Raw genomic sequence first — 16,953 nt, 5'->3', positions numbered from 1 at the left:
CGTCGAGGTCGCTAAGGTGACCGGCGTGGATTCGACGCTGGCCGTGGTGACGGTGACCTACTCGCCCGGTGAGCACCTCGAGAACTTTCTCACCTCGCTCACCTCCGCAACCGTTCTGCCGACGCAGGTGATCCTGGCCGACAACGGTTCGACCGACGGTGCTCCCGAGGCCGCCGAGGCGGCACACGAGAACGTGCGACTGCTCCGGACCGGCGGGAACATCGGTTACGGCGGCGCGATCAACCGTGCGGTCGCCGAGGTCGACCCGTCCGCGGAGTTCGTCGTCGTCGCGAACCCGGACGTCCGGTGGCACCCCGGTTCGCTCGACGAACTGCTCGACGCGGCGCGTCGCTGGCCGCGCGCCGGTTCGCTCGGGCCGCTGATCCACGAACCGGACGGAAGCGTCTATCCCTCGGCGCGCACCGTCCCCACCCTCGCCTCCGGTGCAGGTCACGCGCTGCTCGGCACCGTCTGGCCGGCCAATCCGTGGACACGCCGCTACCGCCAGGAGAACGAGGAGATCAGCGAACGCCCCGTGGGCTGGCTGTCCGGATCGTGCCTGCTGCTGCGGCGAGCGGCCTTCGACTCGATCGACGGCTTCGATTCGCGATACTTCATGTACATGGAGGACGTGGACCTGGGCGACCGGCTCGGACGAGCGGGGTGGCTCAACGTGTACGTGCCGTCCGCGGTGGTCACACACGCCAAGGGCCACGCGGCCGGACGGCACCCCGAACTGATGCTCCCGGCACATCACGAGAGTGCCTACCGCTTCCAGGCGGACCGTCACCCCCACGGGTGGCAGGCGCCGCTGCGATGGGCGTTGCGGGCCGGGCTCGCGGTGCGATCGCGAGTGGCGGTCGCGGCGGCCGTGCGGGAGCGTCGGAACGGGAGGACCGACCAGAACATTCCGGTCGGCACGACAGTGAACAGGGGAGACGATGACGAGTGATTCGGCACCGCACACCGATGCGGTGATTCTGGTCGGCGGGCAGGGCACGCGGCTACGGCCGCTGACGCTGTCGGCACCCAAGCCGATGCTGCCCACCGCGGGGGTGCCCTTCCTCACCCACCTGCTCGCGCGGATCCGTGAGGCGGGCATCAAGCACGTCGTGCTCGGCACCTCGTTCAAGGCCGAGGTCTTCGAGGAGTACTTCGCCGACGGGTCCGACTTCGGACTCGAGATCGAGTACGTCACCGAGACCGAGCCGCTCGGCACCGGCGGTGGTATCCGCAACGTGCTGCCGAAGCTGCGTGCCGACAACGTCATGGTCTTCAACGGTGACGTGCTCGGTGGCACCGATCTCGGCGCCGTGCTCGACACGCATGTGCGCACCGAGGCGGACGTGACCCTGCACCTGGTGCGGGTGAGCGATCCGCGTGCCTTCGGCTGTGTGCCGACCGACGAGGACGGCCGGGTGACCGCCTTCCTCGAGAAGACCCAGGATCCGCCGACCGACCAGATCAACGCCGGCTGCTACGTCTTCCGCCGCGAGATCATCGAGCAGATCCCCGAGGGCCGTCCGGTCTCGGTGGAGCGCGAGGTGTTCCCGGCGCTGCTGACCGAGGGCAAGAAGGTCTACGGGCACGTCGACGCCGCCTATTGGCGCGACATGGGCACCCCGGAGGACTTCGTCCGTGGTTCGGCCGATCTGGTCCGCGGTATCGCTCCGTCGCCGGCTCTTCCGCCGCAGCGCGGCGAGTCGCTCGTGCATCCGGGTGCCTCCGTGGCCCCCGGCGCCCTGCTGATCGGTGGCACGGTCGTCGGCCGCGGCGCGGAGATCGGTGCCGGCGCCCGCCTGGACGGCGCGGTGATCTTCGACGGTGCACGGGTCGAGGCCGGTGCGGTGATCGAGCGGACCATCATCGGATTCGGGGTGCGGGTCGGTCCGCGTGCCCTGATCCGCGACGGCGTGATCGGTGACGGCGCCGACATCGGTGCCCGGTGCGAACTGTTGCGCGGTGCGCGGGTGTGGCCCGGGGTGAAGATCCCCGACGGCGGCATCCGCTTCAGTACCGACGTCTGAGTCGAGAGGACGAAGTGAGCTTCGAACGGTATGTGGCGCTCGGCGATTCTTTCACCGAGGGAGTCGGCGACCCGGACCCGTCGCGTCCCAACGGGCTGCGCGGCTGGGCCGATCTCGTCGCCGGTGAGCTGGCGCGGCACTCGGAGAACTTCGCGTACGCGAATCTCGCCATCCGGGGCCGGTTGCTGCGACCGATCATCGACGAGCAGCTCGAGACCGCCGTGGCGATGCGCCCCGATCTCGTGACGATCTACGCCGGCGGCAACAACCTCATGCGTCCGAAACTCGACCTCGACGCACTCGCGGCCGAGTACGACGAGGCGATCGGCAAACTCGCCGCGACCGGCGCCCGCATCCTGATGTGGACGGCCTACGACGGCAGCTGGGCGCCGGTCTTCGGGCTCCTGCGCGGCCGGTGGGCCGTGTACAACGAGCTCGTCCGGGAGATCGCCGACCGGCACGGGGCGACCATCGTCGACTTCTGGAGGTTCGACGAGTACCGCGATCTGCGCATGTGGGACTTCGACCGACTACACATGTCCGCGGCCGGCCACCACAACATGGCGATCCGCGTGCTCGACCTGCTCGGGGTCGAACACGGTCTCGGACCGGTGGAGTTCGACGAGGCACCCGTCCTCACCCGGGCCCAGGAACGCGCCGCGGACCGCGCGTGGATGCGCGAGTTCCTCGTCCCCTGGATGGGCCGGCGGTTGCGCGGGGTGTCCTCCGGTGACGGCGTCACCCCGAAGTACCCCGAATTGGGCCCCGTCCGGTTCTGACCTCACGCTCGTCCCGGCGACCCGTCGGGCCGCGTCGTCTCAGGCCCGTCGGGCCGCCGCGAGCCGGACCATGTGCGCGATCGTCTCGTGCTCGGCCTCCGGCGGCAGCGCGTCGACGGGCCACCACTGCAGGTCGGTGGATTCGTCGCTGCGCACCGGCCGGGCACCCACGGGTGCGGTCACCAGGAACCGCAGGTCGAGGTGACGGGTGGGCACGCCGAGGGAGCACGTGATCGGATGCGTGTGCGCCGAGAGCAGTTCCGGATCGATCACCAGATCGGCGATACCGGATTCCTCGGTGGCCTCGCGCAGGGCCGCGTCGACGACTGTCTCGTCCGACGGCTCGCAGTGTCCGCCGAGCTGGATCCACCGCCCCACCCGCGGATGCAGGGTGAGCAACACGTTGCGGTGGTCGGCATCGAGCACGATCGACGACGCCGTGATGTGCCCGGGCACGTGTTCGCGCAGGCACCCGTCGGGCGCCGAATCGAGGAACGCCAGCATCGTGTGCCGCAGTGATTCGGCGTCCTCGGAGTCGGTGCGCCAGGCGGTGAGCCGGTCGATCGCCGAGGCGTGCAGGGAACGCGCCGACACGGCTACAGCTCCACGAGGGCGTCGCCCGGGTCCGCGGGTTCGCGCGGCTCCGGTTCGGTGAGCGGGTAGCCGACGGCGACCGCCCCGAGCGGCGACCACTCGGCAGGAAGCCCGAGTTCCTCGCGGACCACCTCCGGGGCGAAGATCGTCGAGCCGATCCAGCAGCTGCCGAGCCCGCGGGTCGCGAGGGAGACGAGCAGACCCTGCACCGCCGCACCGGCGGCGACGGTGAACATCGTGGCTTCGGCCGCGGTGCGACGCGCATCCGGATAGTGGTGTGCTCCGTCGGGCACCCAGAAGGGGACGATCACCTCGGGTGCGTCGTAGAGGATCGCGCCACGGGAGATGCGGCGTTCGACGGCCACCGGGTCGAGTCCGTCGCCGTGGAGATCCTCGGCCCACTTGTCGCGCATGCGGTCGAGGAGCCGGCGGCGCACCTGCTCGGTGCGCACCCACACGAACCGCACCGGACGTGTGTGATGGGGTGCGGGTGCGGTGAGGGCCTCGGCGACCGCCTCACGCAGATCCTCGGGATCGACGGGCTCGGAGGCGAACTGCCGCACCGACCGGCGCAGCAGCAGTGCCTCGCGCCGGCCGCGTTCGAGGGCCTCCTCGGTGCCGAGCCAGAACAGGTCGTCCTCACCGCTGCGGATCAGGGCGCGGGCGGTGGATCCGTCGTCGGGCAGGTCGAGTCCGCGCACCACGGCGACGGGCACACCGCCGAGCTTGCCCTTGACCAGATCGCCTGCGGCGGCGATCTCGTCGGCCACCGCCACAGACGTCACCTGCAGTTCGTTGCCCTGCGAGTCGTGGGAGCCGGCGTAGCCGTGCAGGACGGGAAGCCCGGACGAGCCGATCGCGGCGTCGGTCTGGCCGTTGCGCCAGGCGCGCCCCATGGTGTCGGTGACCACTACGGCGACCCGGACACCGAGCAGCGCACCGAGCCGTTCGCGAAGGGTCGCTGCGCTCGCGTCGGGATTCTCGGGCAGCAGTGCGAGTTCGGCACTGTCGACGTTCGACCCGTCGATTCCGGAGGCCGCCTGCACGATGCCGAGCTTGTTCTCGGTGATGAGGGTGCGGCCTTTGCGTGCCAGCACGCGGACCGCTTCCTCGTTCACGAGGCGGCGGCGGAGCGCGTCGCGGGCGTCGGGATCGGTGGGTGCGGCGACGATCCGTCCCTCGACCTTCGAGACCACCTTGCTGGTGACGACGAGGACGTCCCCGTCGGCCAGCCACGGTGCGGCCTGCGCGACGGCCGCGGCCAGGTCGTCGCCGGGCCGGAATTCGGGAAGCCCGGCGACGGGCAGGATCTCGATCGGGCCACCCGGCGCGTGGTCACGCACTGCGGGGTCGGCGACGGCGTCCGGCATCACAGGGTCACTCCGGCGAGGTCGAGGGCGGCGCGGGCCATCTCGGCGGTCGCGTCGGTGTCGGTCATGAGCAGCGGAACGGATCGGACCTCGACACCCGGCACCTCGGCGCTGTCGGTCGAGTGCACGAGCCAGCCGTCGAGAATGCCTGTGCCCGAGCGGGCGCCGTAGTACCGGCCGACGGCCTCGGCGGAGGTCTCCACTCCGATGACGTCCAGACACTCATCGGCCATGCCGCGCAGGGGCTTGCCGTCGATGACGGGGGACAGGCCGACGACCTTCGCCGACGTGGTGCGCAGCGCCCCGCGGATGCCGGGGATCGCGAGGATCGCCCCGACGCTGACGACGGGGTTCGACGGGGCCAGGACGACCGCGTCGGCGTTCTCGATCGCCTCGAGCACACCGGGGGCCGGCTCGGCTTCTTCTGCGCCGATGTGGGCGAAGCTGTGCGTCGGCACCTGGGCGCGGTGGCGGACCCACCATTCCTCGAAGTGCACGGCGCGCTGCTCACCGTCCTCGGGATCGGTGATGACGACGTGGGTCTCGCTGCGGTCGTCGGAGACCGGCAGCAGGGTCACGCCCGGCTTCCACCGCGTGCACAGTGCTTCGGTGATCGCGGAGAGCGGATAGCCGGTCCGCAGCATCTGCGTCCGGATGAGGTGGGTGGCGATGTCGCGGTCGCCGAGACCGAACCAGTCGGGAATCGCCCCGTAGGCGGCGAGTTCCTCCTTGGCGTTCCAGGTCTCGCCGGCGCGACCCCAGCCGCGTTCCGTGTCGATCCCACCGCCCAGGGTGTACATGCAGGTGTCGAGATCCGGACAGATCCTCAGACCGTGCATCCACACGTCGTCGCCGACGTTGACCACCGCCGTGATGCGGTGTGCCGCGTCCGGATTCGGCTCCACGCCGGGGGAAATATCGAGAAGTCGGCGCAAACCTGAGAGAAAACGCGCCCCACCGACACCTCCGACCAATACAGTCACATTCACGGCCCAAGCCTAAGCGGTGCGTCGTCTACCCGGTCGCGCACCGTCCGAAACGCGTTTCGGCAAAGCGGCCGATGATATGTGAACAACGCCGCTCCGCTTGACCGCGACACACCCGAAGTGTCTAATCACATACATGTCATTCGATAATCGAATTCGAGATCCCTTGCGGTGAACCCGCATTCGAACGAGTATTCGAAGGATGGCAGCGGGTTGATCCCCGGTCATGATTCGGCGCTGCAGGTGAGGAGGGACAATGGCCGGCGAGCGCGACAGCTTCGAGCTCACTCGAAGCGATACTGCAGTCGAGGCTGTCTGTGACTACCCGGACGTCGGGGTGCCCGTCCTGAGTTTGATTTCGGGATTCGGCGACCCAGCGGATGGCGAGGAGCAGTGGCAGGAGCGTGCGCTCTGTGCGCAGACCGATCCGGAGGCATTCTTCCCCGAGAAGGGTGGCTCCACCAGGGAGGCCAAGCGCATCTGCATGGGGTGTGAGGTCCGAGACGACTGTCTCGAATACGCACTCGCCCACGACGAGCGGTTCGGTATCTGGGGCGGGCTTTCCGAGAGGGAACGCCGTCGCCTCAAGCGCGGAATAGTCTGACGAGGGGTTCGGCCCGGTACGGGGAGTGCGGGACCGAGTGAAACACCGAGTCGGACGACGAAGGTCGGGTTGCGGCCGTGGGGGACGAGCAACCCGGCCTTCGTCATATCCAGATGTCGTTCAGTCCTCGTCGTCCTCGCCGAGTGTCGGGTCCACCACTTCCGGTTCGACACCGAGATAGGTGGCCACCTGGTGCACGAGGACGTCGTGCACCAGATCCGTCAGGTCGTCCGGATCCTTCGCCCGCACCTCGAGCGGCCGGCGGAACAACACGATCCGCGCCCGGGTGGCGGCGCCCCGTCGATCGATCCCCGCCGGCACGAGCCGGGACAACGGCACCGGTCCGTCGGCGACCACCTCGTCCGGCCAGTTGACCGAGTCGGGATCGCGTGCCCGGATCTTCGGGACCTCGTCGACGGCGATGTCGAGCTTGGTGAGGCGGTCGTGCCAGCGCGCGTCGATCGGCGCGAACGCCCCGAGCACGAGCAGGTCGAACTTCTCGGCGCGCGTCTTCCACGCCGGCAGGCTCTGCGGGAACAGGGGACCGCGGATTCCCCTGCCGCGGCGTGCCACGGAGCGGGACGACACAGGGCGGGAACGTCGTGCGCGGACCATGCCATGGACACTACGACACGAAAATCGCCCCACCCTTTCGGTGTGTCCGAATAGTCCTGGCGCGCCCGGCGCGCTACGCTCCCAGTCGTGAGAACACTGCGTCGATGCTGCCGGCCTGGGTGCAAGAACCCTGCTGTTGCGACGCTGACCTACGTGTACTCGGACTCCACTGCCGTTGTCGGTCCCCTGGCGACCGTCGCGGAACCTCACTCGTGGGATCTCTGCGAGATGCACGGTTCGCGCATCACGGCACCGAAGGGCTGGGAACTCGTCCGATACGAGGGAGCGTTCTCGTCGGCTACCCCCGACGAGGACGATCTGACCGCCCTCGCCGAGGCTGTACGCGAGGCCGGCCTGGGGGAGCGTTCCCGTCCCGACTCGGGCGACGACGCCGCCGAGGAGCCCCAACGGGCCGTCGTGCCTCCCACCGCACGCACCGGCCGACGCGGTCACCTGCGTGTTCTTCCCGATCCCACGTCCTGAGCCGTTCGCACTAGGCTGAGCGAGTGCGATGTCGCGGAGGACGACATCGCACGAGTCGAGTTCAGGAGCTAATACAGTGGCGAGAGCTGCCGAGTCGGTGTCAGCAGTCATCAAGGCCTACGACGTACGGGGAGTCGTCGGAGAGCAGATCGACGAAGAGTTCGTCCGCGAGGTCGGAGCGTCGTTCGCACGCCTGTTGCGCAGTGAGGGCAGCGCGGAGCGCGTGGTGATCGGGCACGACATGCGCGCCTCGTCCCCCTCTCTGTCGCAGGCCTTCGCAGACGGGGTCACCGCGCAGGGACTCGACGTGGTGCTGATCGGACTCGCGTCCACCGACCAGCTCTACTTCGCGTCGGGCCTGCTCGACGCACCCGGCGCGATGTTCACCGCCAGCCACAATCCCGCGAAGTACAACGGCATCAAGCTCTGCCGTGCCGGTGCCAAGCCCGTCGGCCAGGACACCGGTCTGGCGCAGATCTCCGCCGATCTCGTCGAGGGTGTGCCCGCCTACGAGGGCGAGCGCGGCAGCGTCACCGAGCAGGACGTCCTCGAGGACTACGCCTCGTTCGTCCGCGGCCTGGTCGATCTCGCGGAGATGCGGCCGCTGAAGGTGGCGGTCGACGCCGGCAACGGCATGGGCGGCCACACCGTCCCCGCCGTCTTCGGCGCTCTGCCCGTGGATCTCGTGCCGCTGTACTTCGAACTCGACGGCACCTTCCCGAACCACGAGGCCAACCCCCTCGATCCCGCCAACCTCGTCGACCTCCAGCGTCTGGTCGTCGAGTCCGGCGCCGACGTGGGTCTGGCCTTCGACGGCGACGCCGATCGTTGCTTCGTCGTCGACGAGCGTGGCGAACCGGTCACCCCGTCCGCGGTCACGGCCCTCGTCGCCGCCCGCGAACTCGCCAAGGAGCCCGGGGCGACGATCATCCACAACCTCATCACCTCCCGCGTGGTGCCCGAGCTCGTCGCCGAGCAGGGCGGCAAGCCGGTCCGCACCCGGGTCGGGCACTCGTTCATCAAGCAGCAGATGGCCGAGACCGGTGCCGTCTTCGGTGGGGAACACTCGGCGCACTACTACTTCCGCGACTTCTGGGGTGCCGACTCCGGCATGCTCGCGGCCCTGCACGTCCTCGCCGCACTCGCCGCGCAGGACGGTCCGCTCTCCGAGCTGATGAGCTCCTACAACCGCTACGCGGCGTCGGGCGAGATCAACTCGACGGTCGCCGATGCCGCCGAGCGCACCGAGGCCGTCGTCGCGGCGTTCGAGGACCGCGCGGTGTCGATCGACCGGCTCGACGGTGTCACCGTCGACCTGCCCGACAACGCATGGTTCAACCTGCGCGCGTCCAACACCGAGCCGTTGCTGCGGCTCAACGTGGAGGCACGCACGGACGGCGAGGTCGAGGCATTGGTGAAGGAGATCCTTTCCGTCGTTCGTGCGTAGACGGAGGGACAACGGGAATAATCGAAGTGCCGGTGCAGGGTGTGCCGGTGTCGGTTCGGCGGAGCACCGATCTCGGGTCGGTGGCCGACCGGGCCCTGTCAGCCGGCTCGCCGAGGTCGCGGCGGCGGAAGGAAGGTGATGCGGTCGTGACGGCTCCCTCACCGCTGTTCGACTTCGACGATGCGGGCGGTGTTCTCGCCGCCGATGTCGATGGCATCCTCAGGAGCGCGGCCCTCGGCGGCGCTCAGATCCGCGCGGTCGCCGCGGCGGTCGACGAAGGTCTGCTCGGCCGGCTCACCGACATGCACCCCCGCAGTGTCGTCTTCGTCGGCACCGACGCCCGCGCCCGGTCGGCCGCGGAACTGGTCGTCGCGATGTTCGGTGGGCAGGCCGGTGTACCGCTGGTCTCCGCACCTGCCACCCCACCCTGGGTCGGCGCGCTCGACGTCGTGGTGGTCTCGGGGAACGACGCCGGCGATCCCGAGCTGGCGCGCAGCATCGACGCCGGATTGCGGCGCAGTGCGGAGGTCGTCGTCGACGCCCCGGACGAAGGTCCGGTGCGGGCGGTCTCGGCCGGTCGCGCGATGTCGTTGCCGCCGCGCGTCCGGGTCCAGACCCGGTATGTGCTCGCCCGGCACGTCGCGGTGTTCTGCGCGGTGCTCGGTGTGCTGCAGCGCGCCGTCCGGATCACCGGTGTTCCGCCGCTCGCCGAGGTCGCCGACACGGCCGACGAGGAAGCGGCGCGCAATCACCCGTCGAACGAGGTCTTCCACAATCCGGCGAAGTCCCTCGCGGTGCGCATGCAGTCGCGTCGTGTGGTGTTCGCGGGAGATTCCGCCGTGACGACGGTGCTTGCACGGCACGCCTCGGAATCCCTGCTCCAGGAGGCGGGGGTGGTCGCCGGCGCTGCGGCACTGAGCGACGTGCTGGTCGCGCGCGACCGGCTCACGAACGTCGTCACCGCGAGCGGCGAGAACTACGACCCGTTCTTCCACGACGAGGAGCTCGACGGACCGGCACCGATCGCGCCGGCACGGGTGTTCGTGGTCAGCACGGACCCCGACCGTTCGGCGGCGCAGCGCAGGACGGCGGCGCTTCCGGATGTGGAACTGATGTCCGTGATCGGAGAATTCGAATCGAGTACGGTTCCCACCGTGCTGGAACAGGTGGCAGTGTTGACCGTCCGCACAGAGATGGCGGCCGCGTATCTCGGATTGGCAGGGGGGAGATAGTGCACCGACTCGAAGGTGCGGTGCGCTCGTACGCCTGGGGGTCGCGGACCGCGATCGCCACCCTGCGTGGCCGCAATGTGCCCTCCCATCATCCCGAGGCCGAGTTGTGGCTCGGTGCGCACCCGGCCGATCCCGCCAGGCTGGTGGATCCGGACGGTGACGAGCATTCGCTGCTCGACGTGCTGTCGGCCGATCCGCAGCGACACCTCGGTGATCGCACGGTGGGGGCGTTCGGTCCCCGGCTGCCCTTCCTCCTCAAGCTGCTGGCGGCGGAAGAGCCGCTGTCGCTGCAGGCGCATCCCAGCGCCGGTCAGGCGGCCGAGGGCTTCGCTCGTGAGGAAGCACTCGGCATCCCGATCGACTCGCCCGTCCGCAACTACAAGGACGCCAGCCACAAGCCCGAGCTCGTGGTGGCGCTGACCCGGTTCGAGGCCCTGGCCGGCTTCCGCGACCCGAAACGGACCGTGGAGCTGTTCGAGGCGCTGGCCGTTCCGGAACTCGACCCCTATGTGGGACTGCTCGCGGGCCAACCCGATTCGAGTGGTCTGCGGGCGCTGTTCACCACCTGGATCACGTTGCCCCCGCCCGCTCTCGCGGCGCTGCTGCCGCGGGTGCTCGACGGGTGCGTGACCTATCTCGCGGCCGGACGAGAGGGCGAACGCGATTTCGTTCCGGAGGTGCGTACGGCCCTGCAGCTGGCGGACTTCTATCCCGGCGACGCCGGAGTGCTCGCCTCGCTGCTGCTCAACCGCATCACCCTGCAACCGGGCGAGGGCCTGTACCTCGACGCGGGAAATCTGCACGCCTATCTGCACGGCATGGGTGTCGAGATCATGGCGAACTCCGACAACGTGCTGCGCGGGGGTCTCACCCCGAAGCACGTGGACGTGCCCGAACTGCTGCGGGTGCTCGACTTCGGGGCGGCCTCGGTGCCGATTCTCGAAGCCGTGCCGGAGACCCCGGCGGAGACCGGGCCGGGACAGGGACCGATCGAACGCCGGTACCGGACCCCGGCACCGGAATTCGCGCTGTCGCGTATCGACCTCGGCGCGGGCGACAGCCTCGGGGTCGGTGCCGACGGTCCGCAGATCCTGTTGTGCACCTCGGGCGATGTCCGCGTCGAGTGCGACGGCGAGTCGGTGACGCTGAAGCCCGGCGACTCGGCGTGGTTGTCCGCGTGCGACCGGAATCCGACCGTCCACGGTTCTGCCGCGGACACGCAGGTCTTCCGGGCCCGTCTCGGCGAGATACCGGGATCGGTGACCGACGAGTCCTGAAACAGGGGTCCCTGTAGGGACGGAATCGAATCGAAGGCGAGCCCGCACGGGCTCGCCTTCGTCGTTTCCGGATGCGCCTTCGTGAGATTTACAAATTCCTCCATATGTCTAGACCTCGGACGGATAGCGGCCTAGAGTCAAGGTATGAGTGGTGTGCGTCACCGAGTGGTGGCGCATCGGCGCCATCGACGGTGATGAGGAGACCCGACATGAGTACGGCATCCGCGGATTCGGTGGATCGACCCGATCTCCAGTGGCGCGACCGGAAGCGCCATCTGTGGCTTCTGGGGCTGGTGCCCCCGACGGCACTGTTCGTCGCCACGGCCCTGGTGTGGGGCGGGAACGAGCTCGGTCTGCAGAGCGTCACCCCGGTCCTGTGGTGGATCGGCCCCCTGCTGATCTACGTCCTCGTCCCACTGCTCGACCTGTTCGTCGGACCCGACGGCGAGAACCCGCCCGAGGAGTTGTTCGAGCAACTCGAGAACGACCGTTTCTACCGCTACTGCACCTACCTCTACCTGCCGTTCCAGTTCGCGTCGCTGGTCTTCGCTTGCTACCTCTGGTCGGCCGAGGATCTGTCCTGGCTCGGCATCGACGGCGGACTCGGTGTGATGTCGAAGATCGGTCTCGCGGTCTCGGTCGGCGTGGTCGCGGGCATCGGCATCAACACGGCGCACGAACTCGGCCACAAGAAGGTCGAATTCGAACGGCGACTGTCGAAGTGGGCGCTCGCCCCGTCGTTCTACGGACACTTCTACATCGAGCACAATCGCGGTCACCACGTGCGGGTCGCCACCCCGGAGGACCCGGCCTCGGCCCGGTTCGGGGAGAGCTTCTGGCGCTTCCTGCCCCGTACTGTCGTCGGCAGCCTGAGGTCGGCGTGGCGCCTCGAACGGGCCCGTCTCGAGCGCCTCGGCAAGCCGGTGTGGAGCGTGCACAACGACGTCCTCAACGCGTGGGCGATCTCCGTCGTGCTGTACGCGGTGCTCCTCGGCGTCTTCGGCCTGTCGATCGCGCCGTATCTCGTGATCCAGGCAATCTTCGGGTTCTCGTTGCTCGAGGTCGTGAACTACCTCGAGCACTACGGTCTGCTGCGGCAGAAGACCGCGAAGGGACGCTACGAGCGCTGCTCGCCCGCACACAGCTGGAACAGCGACCATCTCGTGACGAACATCTTCCTGTACCACCTGCAGCGGCACAGCGACCATCACGCCAATCCCACGCGGCGCTACCAGACCCTGCGCAGCATGGAGGTCTCGCCGCAGCTGCCCGCGGGTTACGCGACGATGATCACCCTCGCCTACATCCCGCCGCTGTGGCGCAAGGTCATGGACCACCGCGTGCTCGACCACTACGACGGCGACATCACCCGCGTCAACATCGAACCGCGTCGGCGCGAGAAGATCCTGGCCCGCTACGGAGCATCGGATCCCGCTGCCGCGGAAGGGAAGTGATCATGGCGTCCTACCGCTGTCCCGTCTGCGAGTTCGTGTACGACGAGACCGCCGGTGTTCCCCGGGAGGGCTTCCCGGCCGGCACCCCGTGGTCCGACGTACCCGACGATTGGCCGTGCCCCGACTGCGGAGTCCGGGAGAAGACCGATTTCGAGGAGTACACCCCGTGAGCACCGACTACCGTTTGTTCCGTTGTCTCGTGTGCGGATTCGAGTACGACGAGGCCGAAGGATGGCCCGACGAGGGCATCGAACCCGGCACCCGATGGGAGGACATCCCCGACGACTGGTCCTGCCCGGACTGCGGTGCCGCCAAGGCCGACTTCGAGATGGTCGAGATCGTCCGCCGGTGAACCGCTCCCCGGTGGATCACTGCCCGTGTTGCTTTGACGAGCACATCCGTGCGTGAGAGCGTTCCCACCATGTCGAACGCGCGGGTTCCCTTCCACGAGGCCAGTCGGGTGCTGCTGCGCTCGACGATCCTCGACGCGATGCGCGAGCTGCTGCTCGAACGTGACTGGTCGGCGGTCACCATGAGTGATGTCGCCCGGGCCGCCGGCATCAGCCGGCAGACCCTCTACAAGGAGTTCTCCTCCCGGCAGGGGCTCGCCCAGGGATATGCGCTGCGTCTGGTCGACGAGTTCGTCGACGCCGTGGCCGATTCGGTGTACGCCCACGTCGGCGACGCGCGGGCCGCGCTCATGGATGGTTTCACGTTCTTCTTCGAGGCGTCCGCCGCCGACCCCCTGGTGCAGTCCCTGCTGAGCGGGGAGGCCAAGCCCGACCTGTTGCGCCTGATCACCACCGATGCCGCCCCCATTCTCGAGCGGGGCGCGGGTCGCCTCACGGAGACCTTCCACCACAGCTGGATCGCGGCGTCCGAGTCCGATGCCGGGATCCTCGCGCGGGCCGTCGTGCGGGTCGCGCTGAGCTTCGTCTCGATGCCGCCTTCCTCGGGGCGCGATGTCGCCGCCGACCTCGCCGATCTGCTCGTGCCGTTCGTCGAACGGGCCGCCGTACGCGGCTGACGCACATGGTCGCTGTACGCGGGTTCCGGAACGGGTCCGCTGTACGCGGCGGGCGCCCACAGGCCGTCCGGGAAGTCGGGTGGATCCCGTCGGGAGTCGATCTGCCGGGCTCCTTCTTGCGCAGGTTGTATAGCCTGGAACCAACATCGTCTGCCGACAGGAAGAGGCATCTGCACGTGTCTGACACCACGCTCGTAGCCGACCGGGTCAACGGTCTCGATTTCAAGGTCGCCGATCTGTCCCTCGCCGAGTTCGGGCGCAAGGAGATCCGGCTCGCCGAACACGAGATGCCGGGCCTGATGGCGCTGCGTCGCGAGTACGCGGAGGTGCAGCCGCTGAAGGGCGCACGGATCTCCGGCTCGCTGCACATGACGGTCCAGACCGCTGTGCTCATCGAAACGCTCGTCTCCCTCGGCGCGCAGGTGCGCTGGGCGTCGTGCAACATCTTCTCCACCCAGGACCACGCCGCCGCGGCCGTCGTCGTCGGCCCGCACGGCACCCCCGAGGAGCCCAAGGGCGTCCCGGTCTTCGCCTGGAAGGGCGAGACCCTCGAGGAGTACTGGTGGGCGGCCGAGCAGATGCTCACCTGGCCCGGCGAACCCGCCAACATGATCCTCGACGACGGCGGCGACGCCACGATGCTCGTGCTCAAGGGCGCCCAGTTCGAGAAGGCCGGCGTCGTGCCGCCGATCGACGACGAGCAGGACTCCGCCGAGTACAAGGTCTTCCTCGAGCTGCTGCGCCGCTCGCTCGCCGCCGACTCGAAGAAGTGGACCACCGTCGCCGAGTCCGTCAAGGGTGTCACCGAGGAGACCACCACGGGCGTCCTGCGCCTGTACCAGCTCTCCGCTGCCGGCGAACTCACGTTCCCCGCGATCAACGTCAACGACTCGGTCACCAAGAGCAAGTTCGACAACAAGTACGGCACCCGGCACTCGCTGCTCGACGGCATCAACCGCGGCACCGACGTCCTCATCGGCGGCAAGGCCGCGCTGGTGTGCGGTTACGGCGACGTCGGCAAGGGCTGCGCCGAGGCCCTGCGCGGCCAGGGTGCACGAGTCTCGGTCACCGAGGTCGACCCGATCAACGCCCTGCAGGCCATGATGGACGGCTACGACGTCGTGACGGTCGAGGACTTCATCGGCCAGGCCGACATCATCATCACCGCGACCGGCAACAAGGACATCATCACCTTCGAGCACATGAAGGCGATGAAGCACCAGGCCATCCTCGGCAACATCGGCCACTTCGACAACGAGATCGACATGGCCGGCCTCGAGCGGGCCGCCGACGTCACGCGGGTCAACATCAAGCCGCAGGTCGACGAGTTCACCTTCGCCGACGGTCATTCGATCATCGTCCTGTCGGAGGGCCGCCTGCTCAACCTCGGCAACGCCACGGGCCACCCCTCCTTCGTGATGAGCAACTCGTTCGCCAACCAGGTGATCGCCCAGATCGAGCTGTGGACCAAGCCCGACGAGTACGACAACGAGGTCTACCGCCTGCCCAAGCACCTCGACGAGAAGGTCGCGAAGATCCACGTCGAGGCGCTCGGCGGACGGATCACGAAGCTGACCAAGGAGCAGGCCGAGTACATCGGCGTCGACGTCGAGGGCCCGTACAAGCCCGAGCACTACCGCTACTGATCCCGGCAACTCGACGGGAAACACGAAGCGCATGAGTGATTTGGGATCACAGGGCGCATGGGCGATCTGATCGTCGTCGAGGGTCTCGACGGGGCCGGCAAGCGGACGTTGTCCGCCGGCCTCGTCGAGACCTGGCGTGAGGCCGGACGGAAGGTCGCGACGCTGGCCTTCCCGCGGTACGGGCAGTCGATCCACGCCGACCTGGGCGCGGAGGCGCTGCGCGGGCAGCACGGCGACACCGCCTCGAGCATCGAGGCGATGGCGTTGCTGTGGGCACTCGACCGTCGCGATGCTGCCGACGAGTTGCGGAAGCTGCTCGCCGACAACGACATCGTGCTGCTCGACCGGTATGTCGCGTCCAACGCCGCGTACACCGCGGCGCGCCGCAACCAGGGCGCGACCGGCCCGGCGGTCGAATGGATCCGCCATCTCGAGTTCGAACGGTTCGGGCTCCCGGTGCCCGATCTGCAGGTGCTGCTCCGCGTTCCGGTAGCCCTCGCCGCGGAGCGTGCCCGTAACCGCGCCGCGACCGAGGCCGACCGCGATCGCGACGCCTACGAGCGCGATACCGGTCTGCAGCACCGCACCGGTGAGGTCTACGACGAGCTCGCACAGCAGCAGTGGATGTCTCCGTGGGAGGTCGCAGGCCCGCAGACCTCCCCGCGACAACTCGCCGTCGACATCTCAAATCTGCTTCACGACGGTGAAGGGGTGACACGATAGAGGCTATGAAGCCGAGGATTCTGGTAGTCGACGACGACACCGCGCTGGCCGAGATGCTCACGATCGTGCTGCGCGGCGAGGGATTCGAACCGTTCGTGGTGGGGGACGGCACTCAGGCGCTGGGCGCCGTGCGTGAGATCCGGCCCGACCTCGTTCTGCTCGATCTCATGCTTCCCGGCATGAACGGCATCGACGTCTGTCGTGTGCTCCGTGCGGACTCCGGTGTGCCGATCGTGATGCTCACCGCCAAGTCCGACACCGTCGACGTCGTGCTCGGCCTCGAATCGGGCGCCGACGACTACATCGTCAAGCCGTTCAAGCCGAAGGAGCTCGTCGCACGTGTGCGGGCCCGGCTGCGTCGCACCGAGCAGGAACCGGCCGAGGTCCTGACGATCGGGGACATCACCATCGACGTCCCTGCCCACAAGGTCACCCGCGGCGACGAGGCGATCTCGCTGACGCCCCTCGAGTTCGACCTGCTCGTGGCGCTCGCGCGCAAGCCGCGTCAGGTGTTCACCCGTGAGGTCCTGCTCGAACAGGTCTGGGGTTACCGGCACGCCGCCGACACCCGGCTCGTGAACGTCCACGTCCAGCGTCTGCGCGCGAAGGTCGAGAAGGATCCCGAGAATCCCGAGGCGGTGCTCACGGTGCGGGGGGTCGGCTACAAGGCCGGACCGCCGTGATCCGAA

General features: G+C 68.6%; 19 protein-coding genes. 15 read left to right on the top strand and 4 right to left on the bottom strand.

The features are described from left to right. Nucleotides 1–25 precede the first annotated feature (25 nt). The 3 genes from CKW34_RS16565 to CKW34_RS16555 are packed head-to-tail and all read left to right on the top strand — an operon-like array spanning nucleotide 26 to nucleotide 2,806. Complete coding sequence (locus tag CKW34_RS16565) at nucleotides 26–952, top strand: glycosyltransferase family 2 protein (protein ID WP_059382391.1); 927 nt, start codon at nucleotides 26–28, stop codon at nucleotides 950–952. Beyond that, nucleotides 942–2,027: a mannose-1-phosphate guanylyltransferase gene (gene manB / locus CKW34_RS16560; RefSeq protein WP_059382268.1), complete on the top strand. Its 1,086-nt coding sequence runs from the start codon at nucleotides 942–944 to the stop codon at nucleotides 2,025–2,027. The genes CKW34_RS16565 and manB overlap by 11 nt, the downstream gene beginning before the upstream one ends. A 14-nt stretch (nucleotides 2,028–2,041) precedes the next feature. Next, nucleotides 2,042–2,806, top strand: a complete 765-nt coding sequence (locus CKW34_RS16555; protein ID WP_059382267.1) for an SGNH/GDSL hydrolase family protein — start codon at nucleotides 2,042–2,044, stop codon at nucleotides 2,804–2,806. 39 nt (nucleotides 2,807–2,845) lie between these two features. Here CKW34_RS16555 and CKW34_RS16550 read toward each other — a convergent pair whose 3' ends face one another. From CKW34_RS16550 to cofD, 3 genes are read right to left on the bottom strand one after another with little or no spacing between them, the layout of a single operon-like run. After that, complete coding sequence (locus CKW34_RS16550; RefSeq protein WP_059382266.1) at nucleotides 2,846–3,400, bottom strand: NUDIX hydrolase; 555 nt, start codon at nucleotides 3,398–3,400, stop codon at nucleotides 2,846–2,848. A gap of 2 nt (nucleotides 3,401–3,402) precedes the next feature. Next, nucleotides 3,403–4,770, bottom strand: a complete 1,368-nt coding sequence (locus CKW34_RS16545) for a coenzyme F420-0:L-glutamate ligase (protein WP_059382265.1) — start codon at nucleotides 4,768–4,770, stop codon at nucleotides 3,403–3,405. Continuing rightward, nucleotides 4,770–5,759: a 2-phospho-L-lactate transferase gene (gene cofD, locus CKW34_RS16540; protein ID WP_080968239.1), complete on the bottom strand. Its 990-nt coding sequence runs from the start codon at nucleotides 5,757–5,759 to the stop codon at nucleotides 4,770–4,772. Before cofD ends, CKW34_RS16545 begins: the two co-directional genes overlap by 1 nt. A 334-nt stretch (nucleotides 5,760–6,093) precedes the next feature. Between cofD and CKW34_RS16535 the strand changes: the two genes are divergently transcribed. After that, complete coding sequence (locus CKW34_RS16535; protein ID WP_167388378.1) at nucleotides 6,094–6,360, top strand: WhiB family transcriptional regulator; 267 nt, start codon at nucleotides 6,094–6,096, stop codon at nucleotides 6,358–6,360. A 120-nt stretch (nucleotides 6,361–6,480) separates the two neighbouring features. On the opposite strand, the gene CKW34_RS16530 is transcribed toward CKW34_RS16535, so the two are convergent. Beyond that, a complete protein-coding gene (locus CKW34_RS16530) occupies nucleotides 6,481–6,975 on the bottom strand; it encodes a metallopeptidase family protein (protein WP_059382262.1) in 495 nt (164 codons plus the stop codon). An 87-nt stretch (nucleotides 6,976–7,062) separates the two neighbouring features. Here CKW34_RS16530 and CKW34_RS16525 point away from each other — a divergent pair, with 87 nt between their 5' ends. The 11 genes from CKW34_RS16525 to mtrA all read left to right on the top strand — a co-directional run bounded on the left by CKW34_RS16525 (nucleotide 7,063) and on the right by mtrA (nucleotide 16,947). After that, entirely contained in the window at nucleotides 7,063–7,458 is a 396-nt protein-coding gene (locus CKW34_RS16525) for a DUF3499 domain-containing protein (protein WP_174479619.1), read from the top strand. Between the two features lie 76 nt (nucleotides 7,459–7,534). Continuing rightward, the gene (locus CKW34_RS16520; RefSeq protein ID WP_059382260.1) at nucleotides 7,535–8,905 is read left to right on the top strand and encodes a phosphomannomutase/phosphoglucomutase; all 1,371 of its coding nucleotides are present in this window, start codon (nucleotides 7,535–7,537) and stop codon (nucleotides 8,903–8,905) included. Nucleotides 8,906–9,051: 146 nt separating this feature from the next. Then, a complete protein-coding gene (locus CKW34_RS16515; protein ID WP_059382390.1) occupies nucleotides 9,052–10,137 on the top strand; it encodes a hypothetical protein in 1,086 nt (361 codons plus the stop codon). Beyond that, entirely contained in the window at nucleotides 10,137–11,414 is a 1,278-nt protein-coding gene (gene manA, locus CKW34_RS16510) for a mannose-6-phosphate isomerase, class I (protein ID WP_059382259.1), read from the top strand. Before CKW34_RS16515 ends, manA begins: the two co-directional genes overlap by 1 nt. A 209-nt stretch (nucleotides 11,415–11,623) precedes the next feature. Next, nucleotides 11,624–12,868: an alkane 1-monooxygenase gene (locus CKW34_RS16505; protein ID WP_059382258.1), complete on the top strand. Its 1,245-nt coding sequence runs from the start codon at nucleotides 11,624–11,626 to the stop codon at nucleotides 12,866–12,868. 2 nt (nucleotides 12,869–12,870) lie between these two features. Continuing rightward, on the top strand, nucleotides 12,871–13,038 hold the full coding sequence (locus CKW34_RS16500; protein WP_059382389.1) for a rubredoxin: 168 nt from the start codon (nucleotides 12,871–12,873) through the stop codon (nucleotides 13,036–13,038). Continuing rightward, on the top strand, nucleotides 13,035–13,220 hold the full coding sequence (locus CKW34_RS16495; protein WP_016694878.1) for a rubredoxin: 186 nt from the start codon (nucleotides 13,035–13,037) through the stop codon (nucleotides 13,218–13,220). The genes CKW34_RS16500 and CKW34_RS16495 overlap by 4 nt, the downstream gene beginning before the upstream one ends. 69 nt (nucleotides 13,221–13,289) lie before the next feature. Then, the gene (locus tag CKW34_RS16490; protein WP_059382257.1) at nucleotides 13,290–13,895 is read left to right on the top strand and encodes a TetR/AcrR family transcriptional regulator; all 606 of its coding nucleotides are present in this window, start codon (nucleotides 13,290–13,292) and stop codon (nucleotides 13,893–13,895) included. Nucleotides 13,896–14,071: 176 nt separating this feature from the next. Then, nucleotides 14,072–15,541 (top strand): adenosylhomocysteinase, encoded by a 1,470-nt coding sequence (ahcY, locus tag CKW34_RS16485; protein ID WP_059382256.1) that lies wholly within the window; start codon nucleotides 14,072–14,074, stop codon nucleotides 15,539–15,541. 57 nt (nucleotides 15,542–15,598) lie between these two features. Then, a complete protein-coding gene (locus CKW34_RS16480) occupies nucleotides 15,599–16,264 on the top strand; it encodes a dTMP kinase (RefSeq protein ID WP_059382255.1) in 666 nt (221 codons plus the stop codon). 5 nt (nucleotides 16,265–16,269) lie between these two features. After that, nucleotides 16,270–16,947: an MtrAB system response regulator MtrA gene (gene mtrA / locus CKW34_RS16475; RefSeq protein WP_006550216.1), complete on the top strand. Its 678-nt coding sequence runs from the start codon at nucleotides 16,270–16,272 to the stop codon at nucleotides 16,945–16,947. Nucleotides 16,948–16,953: the final 6 nt, after the last annotated feature.

Source organism: Rhodococcus rhodochrous, assembly GCF_900187265.1.
Classification (GTDB): Bacteria; Actinomycetota; Actinomycetes; order Mycobacteriales; family Mycobacteriaceae; genus Rhodococcus; species Rhodococcus rhodochrous.
This window is presented reverse-complemented; position numbering and strand designations above follow the sequence as displayed.

What these genes read in the sequence shown, in the direction of transcription:
- manB (WP_059382268.1), top strand. Translation starts at nt 942, where the DNA reads ATGACGAGTGATTCGGCACCGCACACCGATGCGGTGATTCTGGTCGGC.
- CKW34_RS16545 (WP_059382265.1), bottom strand. Translation starts at nt 4,770, where the DNA reads ATGCCGGACGCCGTCGCCGACCCCGCAGTGCGTGACCACGCGCCGGGT.
- CKW34_RS16530 (WP_059382262.1), bottom strand. Translation starts at nt 6,975, where the DNA reads ATGGTCCGCGCACGACGTTCCCGCCCTGTGTCGTCCCGCTCCGTGGCA.
- CKW34_RS16505 (WP_059382258.1), top strand. Translation starts at nt 11,624, where the DNA reads ATGAGTACGGCATCCGCGGATTCGGTGGATCGACCCGATCTCCAGTGG.
- CKW34_RS16500 (WP_059382389.1), top strand. Translation starts at nt 12,871, where the DNA reads ATGGCGTCCTACCGCTGTCCCGTCTGCGAGTTCGTGTACGACGAGACC.
- CKW34_RS16490 (WP_059382257.1), top strand. Translation starts at nt 13,290, where the DNA reads ATGTCGAACGCGCGGGTTCCCTTCCACGAGGCCAGTCGGGTGCTGCTG.
- CKW34_RS16480 (WP_059382255.1), top strand. Translation starts at nt 15,599, where the DNA reads ATGGGCGATCTGATCGTCGTCGAGGGTCTCGACGGGGCCGGCAAGCGG.
- mtrA (WP_006550216.1), top strand. Translation starts at nt 16,270, where the DNA reads ATGAAGCCGAGGATTCTGGTAGTCGACGACGACACCGCGCTGGCCGAG.